At 67.6% G+C, this 15,105-nt stretch carries 15 protein-coding genes; 6 read left to right on the top strand and 9 right to left on the bottom strand.

Annotated features, from left to right (window positions below; genetic code table 11):
* Positions 1-77: 77 nt before the first annotated feature.
* Entirely contained in the window at positions 78-512 is a 435-nt protein-coding gene (phaP, locus tag AAC997_RS13755; RefSeq protein WP_215340021.1) for a TIGR01841 family phasin, read from the bottom strand.
* 297 nt (positions 513-809) lie between these two features.
* On the opposite strand from phaP, the gene AAC997_RS13750 reads away from it, so the two are divergent.
* The gene (locus AAC997_RS13750) at positions 810-2,165 is read left to right on the top strand and encodes a D-alanyl-D-alanine carboxypeptidase (protein WP_340646268.1); all 1,356 of its coding nucleotides are present in this window, start codon (positions 810-812) and stop codon (positions 2,163-2,165) included.
* A 53-nt stretch (positions 2,166-2,218) separates the two neighbouring features.
* On the opposite strand, the gene AAC997_RS13745 is transcribed toward AAC997_RS13750, so the two are convergent.
* Together AAC997_RS13745 and AAC997_RS13740 are read right to left on the bottom strand one after the other, a co-directional pair.
* A complete protein-coding gene (locus AAC997_RS13745; protein ID WP_340646267.1) occupies positions 2,219-2,638 on the bottom strand; it encodes a molecular chaperone DnaJ in 420 nt (139 codons plus the stop codon).
* The gene (locus AAC997_RS13740; protein ID WP_340646266.1) at positions 2,638-3,453 is read right to left on the bottom strand and encodes a division plane positioning ATPase MipZ; all 816 of its coding nucleotides are present in this window, start codon (positions 3,451-3,453) and stop codon (positions 2,638-2,640) included. Before AAC997_RS13740 ends, AAC997_RS13745 begins: the two co-directional genes overlap by 1 nt.
* Before the next feature lie 170 nt (positions 3,454-3,623).
* Between AAC997_RS13740 and panC the strand changes: the two genes are divergently transcribed.
* The gene (gene panC / locus AAC997_RS13735) at positions 3,624-4,472 is read left to right on the top strand and encodes a pantoate--beta-alanine ligase (RefSeq protein WP_340646265.1); all 849 of its coding nucleotides are present in this window, start codon (positions 3,624-3,626) and stop codon (positions 4,470-4,472) included.
* Position 4,473: 1 nt separating this feature from the next.
* Here panC and AAC997_RS13730 read toward each other — a convergent pair whose 3' ends face one another.
* Genes AAC997_RS13730 through AAC997_RS13720 form a run of 3 tightly spaced genes read right to left on the bottom strand, consistent with a single transcriptional unit; the run spans position 4,474 to position 7,632 of the window.
* Complete coding sequence (locus tag AAC997_RS13730; RefSeq protein ID WP_340646264.1) at positions 4,474-4,875, bottom strand: DUF1489 family protein; 402 nt, start codon at positions 4,873-4,875, stop codon at positions 4,474-4,476.
* Complete coding sequence (locus AAC997_RS13725) at positions 4,875-6,752, bottom strand: acetyl/propionyl/methylcrotonyl-CoA carboxylase subunit alpha (protein ID WP_340646263.1); 1,878 nt, start codon at positions 6,750-6,752, stop codon at positions 4,875-4,877. Before AAC997_RS13725 ends, AAC997_RS13730 begins: the two co-directional genes overlap by 1 nt.
* A 43-nt stretch (positions 6,753-6,795) precedes the next feature.
* A complete protein-coding gene (locus AAC997_RS13720; RefSeq protein ID WP_340646262.1) occupies positions 6,796-7,632 on the bottom strand; it encodes an enoyl-CoA hydratase-related protein in 837 nt (278 codons plus the stop codon).
* A gap of 220 nt (positions 7,633-7,852) precedes the next feature.
* Between AAC997_RS13720 and AAC997_RS13715 the strand changes: the two genes are divergently transcribed.
* Positions 7,853-8,053: a hypothetical protein gene (locus tag AAC997_RS13715; RefSeq protein ID WP_340646261.1), complete on the top strand. Its 201-nt coding sequence runs from the start codon at positions 7,853-7,855 to the stop codon at positions 8,051-8,053.
* Between the two features lie 45 nt (positions 8,054-8,098).
* Here the strand turns inward: AAC997_RS13715 and AAC997_RS13710 are convergent, their stop codons facing one another.
* Complete coding sequence (locus AAC997_RS13710) at positions 8,099-9,721, bottom strand: carboxyl transferase domain-containing protein (RefSeq protein WP_340646315.1); 1,623 nt, start codon at positions 9,719-9,721, stop codon at positions 8,099-8,101.
* A 45-nt stretch (positions 9,722-9,766) separates the two neighbouring features.
* Here AAC997_RS13710 and AAC997_RS13705 point away from each other — a divergent pair, with 45 nt between their 5' ends.
* Both AAC997_RS13705 and AAC997_RS13700 read left to right on the top strand, forming a co-directional pair.
* Positions 9,767-11,536 (top strand): patatin-like phospholipase family protein, encoded by a 1,770-nt coding sequence (locus AAC997_RS13705; protein WP_340646260.1) that lies wholly within the window; start codon positions 9,767-9,769, stop codon positions 11,534-11,536.
* 318 nt (positions 11,537-11,854) lie between these two features.
* Complete coding sequence (locus AAC997_RS13700) at positions 11,855-12,127, top strand: hypothetical protein (RefSeq protein WP_340646259.1); 273 nt, start codon at positions 11,855-11,857, stop codon at positions 12,125-12,127.
* Here the strand turns inward: AAC997_RS13700 and AAC997_RS13695 are convergent.
* Complete coding sequence (locus AAC997_RS13695; RefSeq protein WP_340646258.1) at positions 12,124-12,870, bottom strand: anti-sigma factor; 747 nt, start codon at positions 12,868-12,870, stop codon at positions 12,124-12,126. The genes AAC997_RS13700 and AAC997_RS13695 overlap by 4 nt on opposite strands.
* A complete protein-coding gene (locus tag AAC997_RS13690) occupies positions 12,867-13,406 on the bottom strand; it encodes a sigma-70 family RNA polymerase sigma factor (protein WP_340646257.1) in 540 nt (179 codons plus the stop codon). Before AAC997_RS13690 ends, AAC997_RS13695 begins: the two co-directional genes overlap by 4 nt.
* A gap of 122 nt (positions 13,407-13,528) precedes the next feature.
* Here AAC997_RS13690 and AAC997_RS13685 point away from each other — a divergent pair, with 122 nt between their 5' ends.
* On the top strand, positions 13,529-14,896 hold the full coding sequence (locus AAC997_RS13685) for a S8 family serine peptidase (protein ID WP_340646256.1): 1,368 nt from the start codon (positions 13,529-13,531) through the stop codon (positions 14,894-14,896).
* The last annotated feature ends 209 nt before the right edge of the window (positions 14,897-15,105 follow it).

Raw genomic sequence — 15,105 nt, 5'->3', positions numbered from 1 at the left:
CCCGAACCGTTTCCGGTCCGGGCCTTCGCAGGGTCCGCGCCAAATACGCAGGCGCGGCTGGAGGGACCTTGAAAGGCTTAGCGGACGGCCTGCAGCTTCTCGACAGCGGCGGTGACGCGCTCGTTGAGGGGCTTCATGGAGTCCTTCAGGGAGGCGGAAACGATCTCGCCCATCTTGGAGAGCTCGGCCATGTAGGCTTCCATCGAGGACTTGGCGAAGCTGGTCTGCAGCTCGACAACTTCCTGGATCGACTTGGCGCCCGACAGCGACTTGGCGGCGGCGACATTGGCTTCCACGGCCTTCTTGGAATAGGCGGTGGCCTGGGCGCCGAGGGCTTCAGCACCCTTGGTGGCGGCGGTCACCGAGGCGATGACGGCTTCCAGGTTCTTCTTGGAATGAGCGTTGGCGTCGGCGAGGCCGGCCAGGGACTTTTCGATGGCGTCCTTGAAGGCGGCGTTACCAGCGGTGGTGAACTGTTCGACGGTGTTCTTGACGGTTTCGGCGGCGGCCATGGTGTAAAACTCCGGAATAGTGGTTGACGGGCTTTGCCGCGTCGCACCACTCGGGCGTTGCGGCTCTTTGATCTCGCAGCCTATTTCTCATGTTGCAGTGCAGCAGTCAAGCGCTTTTGTTGCGGTGCAACATCGCCGTTTGCGCGAATTCGGCCGACCACCCGGGAAACTCGCAACGTGACAAATGGGCTCGCTCAAGAGGTGTTTACTCTCGCGCAAGCTCCGAGGTGTCATGATAGGGTTTCAGTACGGCGACCGGGGGGTCGTCCAACCCTTTGATTCGACGGACGAACCGCAATGTTCGAGCGCGCCCGCCGCCTGTTTGTCGCCCTTGGCGCCGCCGCCCTGACGGCGGCCTCCCCCCTGGCGACCTCCGCCCAGGCGCAAATACCTTATCTCTCGATGCCGTCCCTTCCCACGACCGCGCCAAAGTACGCGGCCATCGTGGTGGATGCGAAGACCGGCGAGGTCCTCTACGCAAAGCGCGCCGACAGCCCCCGCTATCCGGCCTCCATCACCAAGATCATGACGCTCTACCTCGCATTCGAGGCGCTGAGCTCCGGCCGCCTGCGGCCAGACGACACTATCATCATCTCGCCGCGCGCCGCGGCGCAGGCCCCCACCAAGCTCGGCCTGTCCCCTGGAGAGTCCCTGACGGTCAACGAGGCCATGCAGGCCCTGTCCATCAAGTCGGCGAACGACATCGCGGTAGCCATGGCTGAGAAGCTGGGGGGATCCGAGGCGCGTTTTGCAGCCATGATGACTCTCCGCGCCCAGGAACTGGGCATGGCCAACACCCGCTTCGTGAACGCCTCGGGCCTGCCCGACAGCCGCCAGCTCTCGACGGCCCGCGACATCGGCATCCTTTCGCGCGCCGTGATGCGCGACTATCCGCAATACTATCGGCTGTTCAGCCAGCAATCGTTCACGTTCCGCGGCGCCTCGATGAACAACCACAACGGCCTGTTGGGGGCGATGCCCGGCGTGGACGGGTTGAAGACCGGCTACACCAACGCCTCGGGCTACAACATCGCGATCTCGGCCGTGCGCGACAACCGCCGCCTGATCGCCGTGGTGCTGGGTGCGCCGTCCACCGCAAAGCGCAACAACAACGCCGAAGACCTGCTGCTCACCGGCTTCGATGTGATGAACCGCAGAGCTCGCGGCGAGCAGATCACCATCGCCCAGAACCTGTTCGAGCCCGAACCCGCCGGCCCTATCGAGCGGCCATCCATCGAACAGGGCGACGGTGAACAGGACGGTCTGCGGATCGTGCTGGCGTCGGCGCCGCCGCCGGCCTCCTTCTCCAGCAATGACTTTGTCTCACCCACCCGCAACCTCCTGCGCGGCTCGCAGTCAAGTGACACCTCGAAGGTCGAGAGCAAGAAAACGTCGGCCAAGGATGACAAGAAGCCCGGGGGAAAGTGGATCGTGCAGGTGGGCGCCTTCAAGTCCAGGTCGCTCGCCAAGGAGCAGCTTTCCCTCGTGGAACAGCGCTTCGGCAAGCACTTCGGCCGGGCGGACGGCGGCACCGATTCCATAGGCGGCACCTATCGCGCCCGCTTCTCGGGCTTCACAGAATCCTCGGCCAAGGATGCCTGCGGAGCGCTGAAGGCCAAAAAGCTTCCCTGCATGGTCGTCAAGCCGGGGTGAGAAGCGACAGGCGATGCGGATGCCGTCGTCGGCCCACCTCGTACGAAAGACCGCTACTTGCGAGTGAGCTTGTCGCGCGCCGCGTTGAGCTGGGCGGCTAGGCCGTCTGTCCCGCCCTTGTCGGGATGGGCCAGACGCATCAAGCGATTGTAGGCGGCCTGGATTTCCGCAGGCGTCGCCCCTGCCCCGACTCCCAGGATCGAGCGAGCCTCGACCTCGCTCATGGCCGCGCTGGCGCGGGGCGGCATGACGCCGGTGCGGCGGGTGGAGATCGCTAGCCCCATGCCCAACACCACCAGGACGATGGCCGAGCCCCAGGCGCCCTTGAGGCCCACATAGGCCGCGCCGGCGAAGGCCATGATCGCGAAGCCCCCGGAGAGAAAACGCCATTCGCGGCGCTTCAGGATCGCCTTGCCACCGCCGGCCCACATCAGCAGCGCCAGGATCACGCAGCCCAGCGCGATATAGGACACTACTGGGCGGCCATAAGCTCATCGCCCACGTCCAGGCCGAGCGACCCCACCAGGGCGCGAAGCTCCTGGCGGGCCGCCACATGCTGCAGCGACATGGCCACGGGGCGGATGGTGGGGGACAGGTCAGCGATGGTCAGGCCGAAGGGGAAGAGCTCGCGGTAGATGACCCGGTCACGCAGGCCCGGGCCGACCCGGAAGCCGACCCTGCGCGACAGGGCCTGGACCCGCTCATCGACCCGGCGACGGTTGCGGGCCTCGGTAGGCGCCAGGCGATTGCGCAGCACCACCCAGTCGATGGACTTGCCGCAGGCGGCCGCGCGAATCTTGCGGCTGTTCCAGACGGTCTCGGAATAGAGGCTGGGGCGCTTCAGATCGAGGGTCACCGGATCGACCACGCCCAGCATGTCGAAGTCGACGAAGCTGTCGTTCATCGGCGTGACGATCAGGTCGGCCATCCCGTGGGCGGCGCGGCTGACCGCGGTGTCGCCGCCGGGGGTGTCAATCAGGATGTAGTCGGAGGACTCGGCGGCGCTGAAGGCCTCTTCGAAGCGGCCCAGAGCCTCCTCGTCCGACGCCTTTGCCAGATCGGCGCTCAGGGGATGCTCGACGGGCATGGGCGCGGTGACGCCATTGGCGGCCAGCCAGGCGGCCCGGTGAGCGAAGAAATGCCCCATCGACTGCTGGCGCAGGTCGAGATCCAGCACGGAAACTCTCGCGTGGGAATGCAGCAGGGCGGTGGCGATGTGGATGGCGAGCGTCGACTTGCCGGCGCCGCCCTTCTCGTTGCCGATCACAATGACCTTGGGTTGGGACATGGTTCCTTAAAACTCCACACCATCTCAGCCAGCGGCGTCGCGCTGATTCGATTGGTTAACAGGTGAGGCCGCCACCCCTGCTCCGTCAACGCGCCTGACGCCGCCGCCTGTGGACGGATGCCCACATCAAAGTCATAAGCGGCCCGCCTTTTCGTGACGGAGCCTCCCCCATGCCCCTCGCCATCGTCCGTACCGTCGCAGACCTTCGCGCTCAAGTGGCCGCTTGGCGGCGGGCTGGAGAGACGGTCGGTCTGGTTCCCACCATGGGCGCCCTGCACACCGGCCACCTGTCCCTGGTGACCCTGGCCAAGACCAGGGCCCAGCGCGTCGTCGCCAGCGTGTTCGTGAACCCCACCCAGTTCGCGCCGCACGAGGATTTCGACGCCTACCCCCGCGACGAGGCCAAGGATGCGAGCCTGCTCGAGAGCGCCGGCTGCGACCTGCTGTTCGCGCCGACCGTCGCGGCGATGTACGCGCCGGACTTCTCCACCACGGTGACCGTGACAGGGGTCTCAGAGCCCCTGGACGGCGCGGCGCGGCCGGGCCACTTCGCCGGCGTGGCGACTGTGGTGAGCAAGCTGCTCCTCCAATGTGGGCCTGACGTCGCGGTGTTCGGCGAGAAGGACTACCAGCAGCTTCAGGTGATCAAGCGACTGGTGGCGGATCTGGACATCCCGGTGGAGGTGATTGGCGCGCCGACAGCGCGGGCCGATGACGGCCTGGCCCTCTCCTCGCGCAACGCCTACCTGACGCCGGTCGAGCGTGAGGCCGCCCCCAGCCTGGCCGCCGCCCTGCGCGACGCCGTGGGACGGCTCCGCGACGGTGTGGCGGTGGATCGCGTGGAGAACACCGGCCGCGCGGCCCTGGAGCGGGCCGGTTTCAGCCGTGTGGACTATTTCGAGGTGCGAGATGCGTCGAGCCTGGCTCAGCTCGGCCCCGGTCCGATCAGCGGCCCCGCCCGCATCCTGGCCGCCGGAATCCTCGGCAAGACACGACTCATCGACAATATGGCCGTCTAGCCTACCAGGCCCCGGCCTCCCGGAGCTGGCGCGCCAGTTCCATCGGAATTTCCCCATCGGGGCTGGTGTCTAGGTCCGGCGGCACGTCCTTCGGATCGAAATAGCGCCACCCCTGGAAGGCGCGGCGCGGGGTTGGCGCGACACGAATGATCTCGGGATCAAGGGTGATCTCGCAGCGCGCGTTGGGATGCTCCCCCACCGTGCGCACGGCGAGGATTTTCTGCCGACACAGGATCATGCCCTTGAAGATCCGGTAGAGCGACCCGCCGTCGATCAGTTCCTCGGCGCGCTTGGGGCTCATGCGGGTGTGCAGCAGCCAGGGTTCGCTGTCGTCGGGATGGTAGGCCAACAGGTCCTCGATGGTGTCGCAGCCGACGCAGAGGCGGAGCATATGCAGGGCCATCAGGCCGACGCCTTCAGCCGCGCCAAGGTTACGCCCTCGCTGACCTGATCGCCGACGGAGACGTTCAGGGCCTCCACCTCGCCGTCGAAGGGCGCAGTGAGGGCGTGCTCCATCTTCATGGCCTCCAGGGTCAGCAGCGCTTGGCCGCGTACCACAGTGTCGCCGACCGAGACGGCGACAGCCACCACCTTACCCGGCATGGGGGACCTCACCTGAGCGTCACCGGCCATATCGTCGAGATCTCGAAGGGGCGGACGGGTTGCCAGGACATAGGTCTCGCCGCCTTCAAAGACCACGACCTCGCCGTCCTCTGTCATCAGGATGTCAGCCTCGATGTCCCCATCCGGCAAGGGGGCGTCAAGGGGCCGCCCATCGAGGAACAGGCGCACGGCGGTCTCTGCCGCTGCGTTCATGCGGAACCCGGTCAATCCCTTCCAGGGATCGCCATGGTCCTCGTCATCCTCGGCCAGGGCGGCGGCGGCGGCCACCGCCAGAATTTCGTCGGAAGGGGCAGGCGTGGAGGCAAGATCGTCGAGGTGGCGCTCGATGAAACCGGTGTCCACCTCACCAGCGATGAAGTCGGGGTGATCCAGGCAGCGGGCCAGGAAGCCGGCATTGGTCTTCACCGGCCAGATCTCCACCTCGGCGCAGGCCTGAGCCAGTCGGTCGCTGGCGCCCTCCCGCGTCGACGCATGGGCGATCAGCTTGGCGATCATGGGATCGTAGAAGGGACTGACCTCGCCTCCCTCTTCCACCCCGGTGTCGACCCGAATGTCGTCGGGAAGGACGAAGTGCTCCAGCACCCCGATGGACGGTAGAAAGCCCGCGGCGGGGTTCTCGGCATAGAGCCGGGCCTCGACCGCGTGCCCGTTGAGATGAATTTGATCCTGCCGGAGCGGCAGAGGCTCACCCGAGGCGACGCGGAACTGCCATTCCACCAGATCAACACCGGTGACCGCCTCGGTGACGGGATGCTCCACCTGCAAGCGGGTGTTCATCTCCATGAACCATATCCGGTCCGGCCTTAGGCCTGCGCTGGCGTCAGCGATGAACTCCACGGTGCCGGCGCCGACATAGTTCACGGCCTTGGCGGCCTTGACCGCAGCCTCGGTCACGGCCGCGCGAGCGGCGGCGCTCATGCCCGGCGCCGGAGCCTCCTCAATGACCTTCTGGTGCCGGCGCTGCAGGGAGCAGTCGCGCTCGAACAGGTGGACCACGTTGCCGTGGCTATCCCCGAAGATCTGCACCTCGATGTGGCGCGGCCGGGTGACGTAGGTCTCGATCAGAACCTTGGCGTCGCCGAAGCTGGCGGCGGCCTCCCGCTGGCAGGAGGCGAGCGCGGCGGCGAAGTCCTCAGGCCTGTCGACCTTGCGCATGCCCTTGCCGCCACCGCCGGCCACGGCCTTGATGAGCACGGGATAGCCGATCTCTCCCGTCACCGCTTGCAGATGTTCCAGGGACTGGTCCTCCCCGAGATAGCCGGGAGTGACGGGAACTTTGGCGTTCTGCATCAAGGACTTGGCGGCGTCTTTCAGGCCCATGGCCTTGATGGCGGCTGGCGGGGGGCCGATCCAGATCAGCCCGGCGGCGACCACGGCTTCAGCAAAGGCGGCATTCTCTGAGAGGAAGCCATAGCCGGGATGGATCGCCTCGGCGCCGGTCTGCAGGGCGGCGCCGATGATCTTCTCACCCACCAGATAACTCTCGCGCGCGGCGGCGGGGCCGATCAGCACCGCCTGGTCCGCCTCGCGGACATGAGGCGCATCGGCGTCAGCCTGCGAATAGACGGCCACCGTGGCGATACCCATGCGCCGGGCGGTTCTGAAGACCCGGCGGGCGATCTCCCCACGATTGGCGACGAGGACGGAACTGATCATGCCGCGATCCTAGAGGGGCGTGGAGAGTCCTGCCAGCGCAGGATCAGACGACCCAGGACGCCTTGCGCTTTTCGAGGAAGGCGCGAACCCCCTCCTGACCTTCGGGGCTCACCCGGGTGCGGGCGATGCGCTTGGCGGTCTCTTCCATCACATCCTCAATAGGTCTATAGGCGACATCCTCGACCAACTTCTTGGAGTCGGCCACCGCGCCGGGAGCGCAGGCCATCATCTCGGCGGCGATGCGCGCGCACGCGACGTCGAGGGCTGCGGTGTCGGCCACCACCTCGGTGATCAGGCCGACCTTCTCGGCATAGGCGGCGTCGAACACCGAGCCCGTGGCGAACAGGGCGCGCGCCGTGCGAGGCCCGACAGCGCCCACCACATAGGGGCTGATGGTGCCGGCGATCAGGCCCAGGCGGACCTCGGAGAAGCTGAACTTGGCGGCCGCCGTGGAGATCGCCATGTCACAGGTGGCGGCCAGGCCGGCGCCGCCGCCAAATGCCCCGCCTTCCACCAGGGCCACGGTCAGGGCTGGTATGTCCCACAGGCTCTTGAGCATCTTGGCCATGGCGTAAGCGTCTTCGCGGTTGTCACTCTCCGTGCGGTCGGCGGCCTCGCGCATCCAATCGAGGTCAGCCCCGGCGCTGAAGGTTCCGCCAGCGCCCCTCAGGAAGACGACCCGAACCCCTTCCGCGCCCTGCAAGGTCTCGAAGGCCTCGGACAGGGCCGCGATCAGCCGCGCGTCAAAGGCGTTGCGACGTTGCGGACGATTGATGGTGACCATGGCGACACCCTCCCTCGTGGCCTCGATCTTCACCAGGGTCGCGTCCAGGTCGGTGTCGGGAACCTCGACCAGGGGATCGGCGATGGGATTGGTCATGAGTGCCTCGTTCGGAACGGTGTGATGGGGACATAAGCCCAACGCGGCGACTTGGACATAGGTCCTGGGTTCGCATGGGCGGTGAATGGCGATTCTGTCACCACGGCGGGAAAACCACCCCATTGCGGGCATATTGGCGGTTGATCCGCAGGCCGCTCTGTCCGAAACAGCAGATCGATACGCGACGCGCTTCCCCCCAACGTCGCGAAAAGGATTGAGCATGCGCAGGACCAACGACGAGCCCTCTCTGAGTCAGATTTTGGGCGCCCCCCGCTTCGCGACAGGCATCCCCCGCCGCCCACGGACGTCCGTCGCGCGCCGCGCGACGGCGAACCTCGCCTTGGTCCTCGGCGTCATGGCCACATCTGTCAGCCTCGGCGTGCTGGTGGGCCAGTTGGGCCGTGCGCTGATCGGCGGCTAGTCGAGCAGAGTATCGGCGCCCTCGGTCAGCCCCCCTCGAAACCCGCTACATCCGGAAGACGCCGAACCTGGTTTCCGGGATCGGCGCGTTAAGCGCCGCCGAGATCGAGAGGCCGAGCACATCGCGAGTTTGAGCGGGATCGATTATGCCGTCGTCCCACAACCGCGCCGTGGCGAAATAGGGATCGCCCTCGGTCTCATAACGGTCGCGGATCGGAGCCTTGAAGGCTTCTTCCTCGGCGGCCGGCCAATCGCCGCCTCGGGCCTCGACCCCGTCGCGGCGGATGGTGGCCAGCACGCTGGCGGCCTGCTCCCCGCCCATCACGCTGATGCGGCTGTTGGGCCAGCTCCACATGAAGCGCGGGGAATAGGCCCGGCCGCACATCCCGTAATTGCCGGCCCCGAACGAGCCGCCGATCAGGACGGTGAACTTGGGCACCTCGGCCGACGCCACCGCCGTCACCAGCTTGGCCCCGTCCTTGGCGATGCCGCCGGCCTCGTATTTCCCGCCGACCATGAAGCCGGAGATGTTCTGCAGGAAGACCAGCGGGATCCCGCGCTTGCAGGCCAGCTCGATGAAGTGGGCGCCCTTCAGCGCGCTCTCCGAGAACAGCACCCCGTTGTTGGCCAGGATGGCGACGGGCTGGCCCCAAATGCGGGCGAAACCGGTGACCAGGGTCGTGCCGTACAGCGCCTTGAACTCGTCGAACTCCGAGCCGTCGACGATGCGGGCGATCACCTCGCGCACATCATAGGGCGCGCGAACGTCGGTTGGGACGATGCCATACAGCTCCTCCGGGTCGAACAGCGGCTCGCGCGGCTCGGCCAGCACCACTTGCTCGGGCTTGCGGGTGTTCAGGTTGCCGACGATGGAACGGACGATCTGCAGGGCGTGCTCGTCGTCCACCGCCACGTGATCCACCACGCCCGAACGGCGTCCATGGGTGTCGGCGCCCCCCAGCTCCGTGGCGCTGATGACCTCACCGGTGGCGGCCTTCACCAGGGGCGGGCCGCCCAGGAAGATGGTTCCCTGGCTCTCCTCCCCCGCGCCGCGCACGATGACCGTCTCGTCGCTCATGGCCGGGACATAGGCCCCGCCGGCGGTGCAGGAGCCCATGACACAGGCGATCTGGGCGATCCCCGCGCCGCTCATCCGCGCCTGGTTGAAGAATATGCGGCCGAAATGGTCGCGGTCGGGGAAGACCTCAGCCTGGTGCGGCAGGTTCGCGCCGCCTGAGTCCACCAGATAGATGCAGGGCAGCCGGTTCTGCATCGCCACTTCCTGGGCGCGCAGGTGTTTCTTCACCGTCAGCGGGAAATAGGCCCCGCCCTTCACCGTGGCGTCGTTGGCGACGATCATCACCTCGCGGCCCGAGACCCGCCCGATGCCGGTGATGACACCGGCGCCAGGCGCCTCGCCGTCATAAAGGCCGTGGGCGGTGAGCGCCCCCACCTCCAGAAAGGGCGAGCCCGCGTCCAGCAGGCGCATCACTCGCTCTCGCGGCAGCAGCTTGCCACGACTCGCGTGGCGCTGGCGCGACGGCTCGGGGCCGCCGAGGGCGGCCGACGCCACCCGCTCGCGCAGCTGTGACACCAGGGCGCGATTGACCTGTTCGTTGGCCTGGAAGGCCTCGCCGTGGGTGTCGATGGCGGTCTTCAGTATGGGCATATCCAAGGCATAGCCGGGGCGAGCGACGCAGGCTAGCTTGCCCGCGTGGCGAACCTACCGGGCATCTCGACTGATTCCGCGCTCTCGCGCCTCTTCGAGGACGAGCGCGCCCAAGGCGAAGCCACCTGGTTTTCCCTGCCGGGCGGCGTGACCCTGTTCGACGCGGGCGAGCCGGCTGACCATCTCTATTTCGTGCGCGCCGGCCGCCTGGGCGCCTTCCGCCGCGAAGAGGGCCACGAGCCGCAGTTCCTCGGCGTGATCCGCCCGGGAGAGCCGGCCGGAGAGATGTCGATGATCTCGGGCGTGCCGCACTCGGGTCATGTGGTGGCCCTGCGTGACTCGGAGATCTTCGCCCTGCCCCGGGACGCCTTCTTCGACGCCTGTGACCGCGATTCCGAGGTGATGGTCGAGTTGGCCCGCCTGATGATCCTGCGCAGCCGCCAGGCGGCGAACAAGTCATCGGGCGCGGCGCCCTCGGTGTTCGGTTTCGTCACCATGGGCGAACCGGTGGCCGTGCGCCCGCAGGTCGACCGCATCGCCCGCGAAATCGGCAAGCTCGGCTACTCCGTCACCGTCGTCGGCGCCGAGGCCCAGCACGCGCCGACCGAATGGTTCTCCGAGGTCGAGCGCGACTACGATTTCGTTCTCTACTGCGCCGAGGCCGCCGATCTTGGGTGGCGCCAGGTCGTGGGTCGACAGGTGGACCGCCTGTTCCGCATGGGCCACGGCGACGCCGCCCCGCAGGCGATCCATCCGCACGTCGATGGCCCTCTGCAGGGCCAGAAACTGGTGGATTTGATCCTGATCCAGAAGCGGGACGCCAAGACCCCGGAGGGGTCGGAAGCCTGGATGGACGCCGCCAAGCCCGCCCGCCTTTTCCACATGCGCCGCGACCATGCGGGCGACGTCCAGCGCATCGCCCGCGTCCTGACAGGCCAAGCCGTGGGCCTGGTTCTGTCAGGCGGCGGGGCGCGGGCCTACGCCCACATCGGCGCCGTGAAGGCCCTGCGCGAGCGCCAGGTGCCCATCGACTTCGTCGGCGGCGTCTCCATGGGGGCGATCATCGCCGCCGGGGTCGCGCTGGGTTGGGACAAGGAAGAGATGGAGTGGCGCATCCGCGCGGCCTTCGTGTCCACCAGCCCGCTGGACGACATCGCCTTCCCGCTGCTGGCCATGACCCGGGGCGACAAGGTGCGTGAGCGGCTGGCCGAGCATTTCGGCGAGGTGCAGATCGCCGACATGTGGCTGCCGTTCTTCTGCCTGTCCTCGAACCTGACGACCGGCACCTACCAGCTGCACCGGCGCGGCCTGCTGCGCGAGGCGCTGCGGGCCACGATCTCCCTGCCCGGTATCCTGCCACCGGCCACCCACAACAACGAGGTGCTTGTGGACGGGGCGGTGATGAAGAACTTCCCGGCCGACGTGATGCGAATCAACGAGCTGGGGCCGATCATCGGCATCGACGTCTCGCGGGGCCGCTCGATCACCGCGGCCGACGTGGCGCGCCCATCCTCCGTGTGGCGCTGGATCTTCTCCGGCCAGTGGCGCAAGGGGCCGCCGATCGTCTCGCTGCTCATGCGGGCCGCCACCGTCTCGACAGGCCGAGATCTCATCGCGGCCCGCGACGCCACCGACGTGCTGGTGACGCCAGACGTGGCCGGTGTCGAGATCCGCGACTGGGCCGCCTTCGAACCGGCCGTGGCCGCGGGTTACGCGGCGATGATCGAGGCGCTCGACAAGCTGCCGCTCCCGGTCACCGACCTGCGCCGCCGTCCCAGCCTGCACGAGGAGGCCGCGGCCAGCGGACGACGGTAAGCCCGGCGCCGATTTCAGGTCGCCGAACACGTTCTCGGCATTGCGACAACGGCGACATTTGCGGATCGATCAAATTGGTCCCATATTCGAGGTCTTGTTCAACAACTGAAAGGAGGTGACCCAGTGTCTCATTGTCTTCATCCGCAGGTGGAAACCGTGCTCTGGGCCTCCGCTTACGAGGCTTGCGCGTAAGCGCTTCAGGTTGCGGGACCGCTGAGCGGTCCGACAATGGAACGGCCGGCCCCCACAACGGGTCGGCCGTTCGCATGTGTGGAACAGGCTTTCCGCCAATTAACGCAAAGTCTGAACGAAACCTTGATGCTGCCCTGCCAGGTTGGCGGCATGGACCCGATCACCGCCTACCCGGTCGCCGCCGACCACGCCCTACGGCGTCTCGTCACGCCGCCCAAGCCGGCTGACAACGCCGCACCCTTCACGCCCAATCCGGATCGCGCCTCGACAGTCGCCCGCAAACCCGAGCCCTTGCTGGCCAAGCCCGAGGAGGTCAAAAACCGGGAAACCGACGCACAGGTCACCCGCCAACGGGTCGAGGACAAGTTCCGAGGCACAATGTTCGACCTGCGGGCCTAGTCCCGCCAGCGCCGCGCCTTGGCCGCCATCTCGCCGGCCCGATCCAGCGGATCGCCCTCAATCATCCCGTCCACAGCCGCCAGCACCGCCGGCGCCGTGGCGCTGGCGGCCGGACGGTAGTCGAAGCTCTTGCTGGGGGCTGGGGCGGCCGTGGTCATCCGCGCGATCCAGCGGGGTCCTTCATGGCAGGCGATCCCGGCCATGCGCTGGGCGTCCGCTTGGAAGGTCCGGCAGTAACGGCCGTCGGCGGTCTTGAAACTGATGCCCAGACGCGTAGGTCCCGAGTTTGCCGAGAGGTTGTTGTCGAGCGCCTTGGCCAGACCACCCCGGGCCACCAGGGCCCCATCCATGCTGGGCGCCAGCACCCCGGCGTTCTGCTGCGAGATCAGATAACCCGCCACCACGCCCACCATCAGGGTCGCGGCCGCCGAGCTCCAGGCCGGCAGGGAAACCTTCATCTGCGGCTTGACGACGGGGGATGGTTTGCGACGATCTGCGAGCGTCACCACATTGTTGGGATCAGGCTTGGCGCCGGCTTGCGCGGCGGCCATCAGTTGGGCCGGGACGCTCTCTTGCACCACGGCCGCATAGGCGCCGGAGACCTTGGCCCGCAGCATTCGATGCTCTTCCAGGCGCACGCCCAGGACCGGATCGGCGGCCACGGCGGCTTCGACCTCGGCGCGACCGAAGGCGTCCAGTTCACCGTCGACATAGGCGATAAGTTTCCGGTCATCGATTTTCATGCCGCACCCCTCAGATCCGCCAACAGGGCGTTGCGGCCCCGGACCAGGCGGCTGGTGAGGGTTCCCTCCGGAATCTCCAGCACCGCAGCCGCTTCGCGATACGATAACCCCTCCACCAACACCAGCGCCACGGCCAGTCTCTGATCGTCAGGCAGGCGCGCCATCGCCTGGGCCACAGAGGCGGCCTGCAGGTGAGCCTCCATGGCCGCCTCCCCGTCGGCGCCGATGTTGAGCCCCTGTTCCTCCGGCGCGAATATGCGGGCCTGGCGGGTTCGGCTGCGGGCTTCGTCGATCCAGGCGTTCTTCATGATCCTGTACATCCAGCTGTCGAGACGGGTCCCAGGCGCCCACTGGTCGGCACGCACCAGGGCGCGCTCCACGGTGAGCTGAGTCAGGTCGTCAGCGTCCGCCACGCTCCGGGTGATCGCCCGCGCCATGCGGCGCAACCGGGGAAGCAGTTCGATGATCTCACGCTGAAAGCCGTCCAAGACCTCGCCCTTGTCTGGGGATGAAACGAGCCAGCCGGGTCGTTTCATCCATAACTCCCTCTGGCTGGTTGCGTTTTCGGACGCCGGACCGGCGTCCGTTTCGTCTGAAAACCCACATGTGGAACAAAACGCCATTGCCGCGCTTAGGTCTCCATCGGGATCAGGAATTCATGATGCGCCCCTATCAGCGCTGGATCGCCCGCTCGCTGAGCGTCCTGGCCATGAGCGTCATGGCCTTGCCGGCGAGCGCACAGTTGGGCGGGATCGGCTTGCCGTCGGCGCCCAGTATCGCCGGACGCCCACTGGAGGGATTCCCAGATCTGCCCCGGACACCACCCAGGCCCAACGTACGGGCCCCGAGCCTTCCCACCGCCGCGCCGACCTTGCCACCCGTGGGGGGCCTTGCCACGCTGCGCAGCACTCAGGTTCAGGCCCTCATCCGCGACCATGCCGACGTCATCGACGTCGATGATCAAGGCCAGGCCGTGGTTCGCAGCGAAGTGGTGGCGCTATCGCCTTCCCCGCAGTCCCTGGCCATCGCCAGCAAGGCCGGGTTCCGGATCGGCGAAGAGACGCCGCTGGACGGCCTTGGCCTCAGCACCGTCACCCTTCGCCCGCCCGCCGGGGTCTCCGTGCGAGAGGCGGTACGACGCCTCAAGGCGCTGGACCCGCAAGGGCAGTATGACTTCAACCACATCTATCTCGGCGCCGGGGCCGTGAACGCTCGCCCAAGTCGCCCCGCGGCAGGCGGCCATGGCGCTGGCGTCCGCATTGGCCTCGTGGACGGCGGAGTGTCGGCCCACCCGAGCCTCGGTCCAGTGGAACAGCGGGGGTTCGCGCCGGGAGGGCTGAAGGTCAGCGCCCACGCCACCGCCGTCGCCTCCCTGATGACGGGCCGCGCCGACAGGTTCCGAGGCGCCGCCCCAGGTGCTCGGTTGCTGGTGGCCGATGTGTATGGCGGCTCACCTACCGGCGGCTCGGCGGTGATCATCGCCCAGGCCCTGGCCTGGATGGCCCAAAGCAAGGTTCCGGTGATCAATGTCAGCCTGGTGGGCCCCCCCAATCTGACCCTGCGGGCCGCCGTCGCCGCCTTGGTGGCGCGAGGGCACCTGGTCGTGGCTGCCGTTGGCAATGACGGCCCTGCCGCTCCACCGCTCTATCCGGCGGCCTACCCCGGCGTGGTTTCGGTCACCGGGGTTGATGCCCAGCGCAAGGTGCTGCCCGAGGCCGGACGCGGCGGGCATGTGGATTTCGCGGCGCCCGGCGCCGACATGGCTGGGGCGTCAAACCAGGGTGGTTATGTGGCCCTGCGTGGCACCTCCTTCGCCGCACCACTGGTGGCCGGACGACTGGCGCTCGCCCTTCCGTCGCCCGACACGGGGGACGCGTCACGGGCGGTCGCCGCCCTGGCGCGCGATGCCCGGGATCTTGGCGCGCGAGGCCCCGACGCTGTCTACGGCAAGGGCCTGGTGGCCTTCGATCTGCGCACCTCCCCGGTGGCCGTCGGCGCCGGCCGCGCCCTCCTCGCGGGCCAGTGATCAGGAGAAATTGAAGAAGATTGGGATGAAAAACGACGCCACGAGCGTTTGACCTCCCAGAGACGCCTGAAGCGGCTCGCAAAATTGGGAGAACAACATGCGTACCACCACGATGATCGCGGCCGCGGCCGCCAGTGCTCTTCTCGCCCTTGGTACGGGCGCTCAAGCTCAACTCCTCGGCGGCGCCCTGGGTGGCGGCGGGGGCGCCG

Origin of the sequence: Phenylobacterium sp. (assembly GCF_037968635.1) — a bacterium.
Taxonomy (GTDB): domain Bacteria; phylum Pseudomonadota; class Alphaproteobacteria; order Caulobacterales; family Caulobacteraceae; genus Phenylobacterium.
Note: the sequence above shows the minus strand (reverse complement) of the source record. Positions and strands in the feature narration are given on the sequence as shown.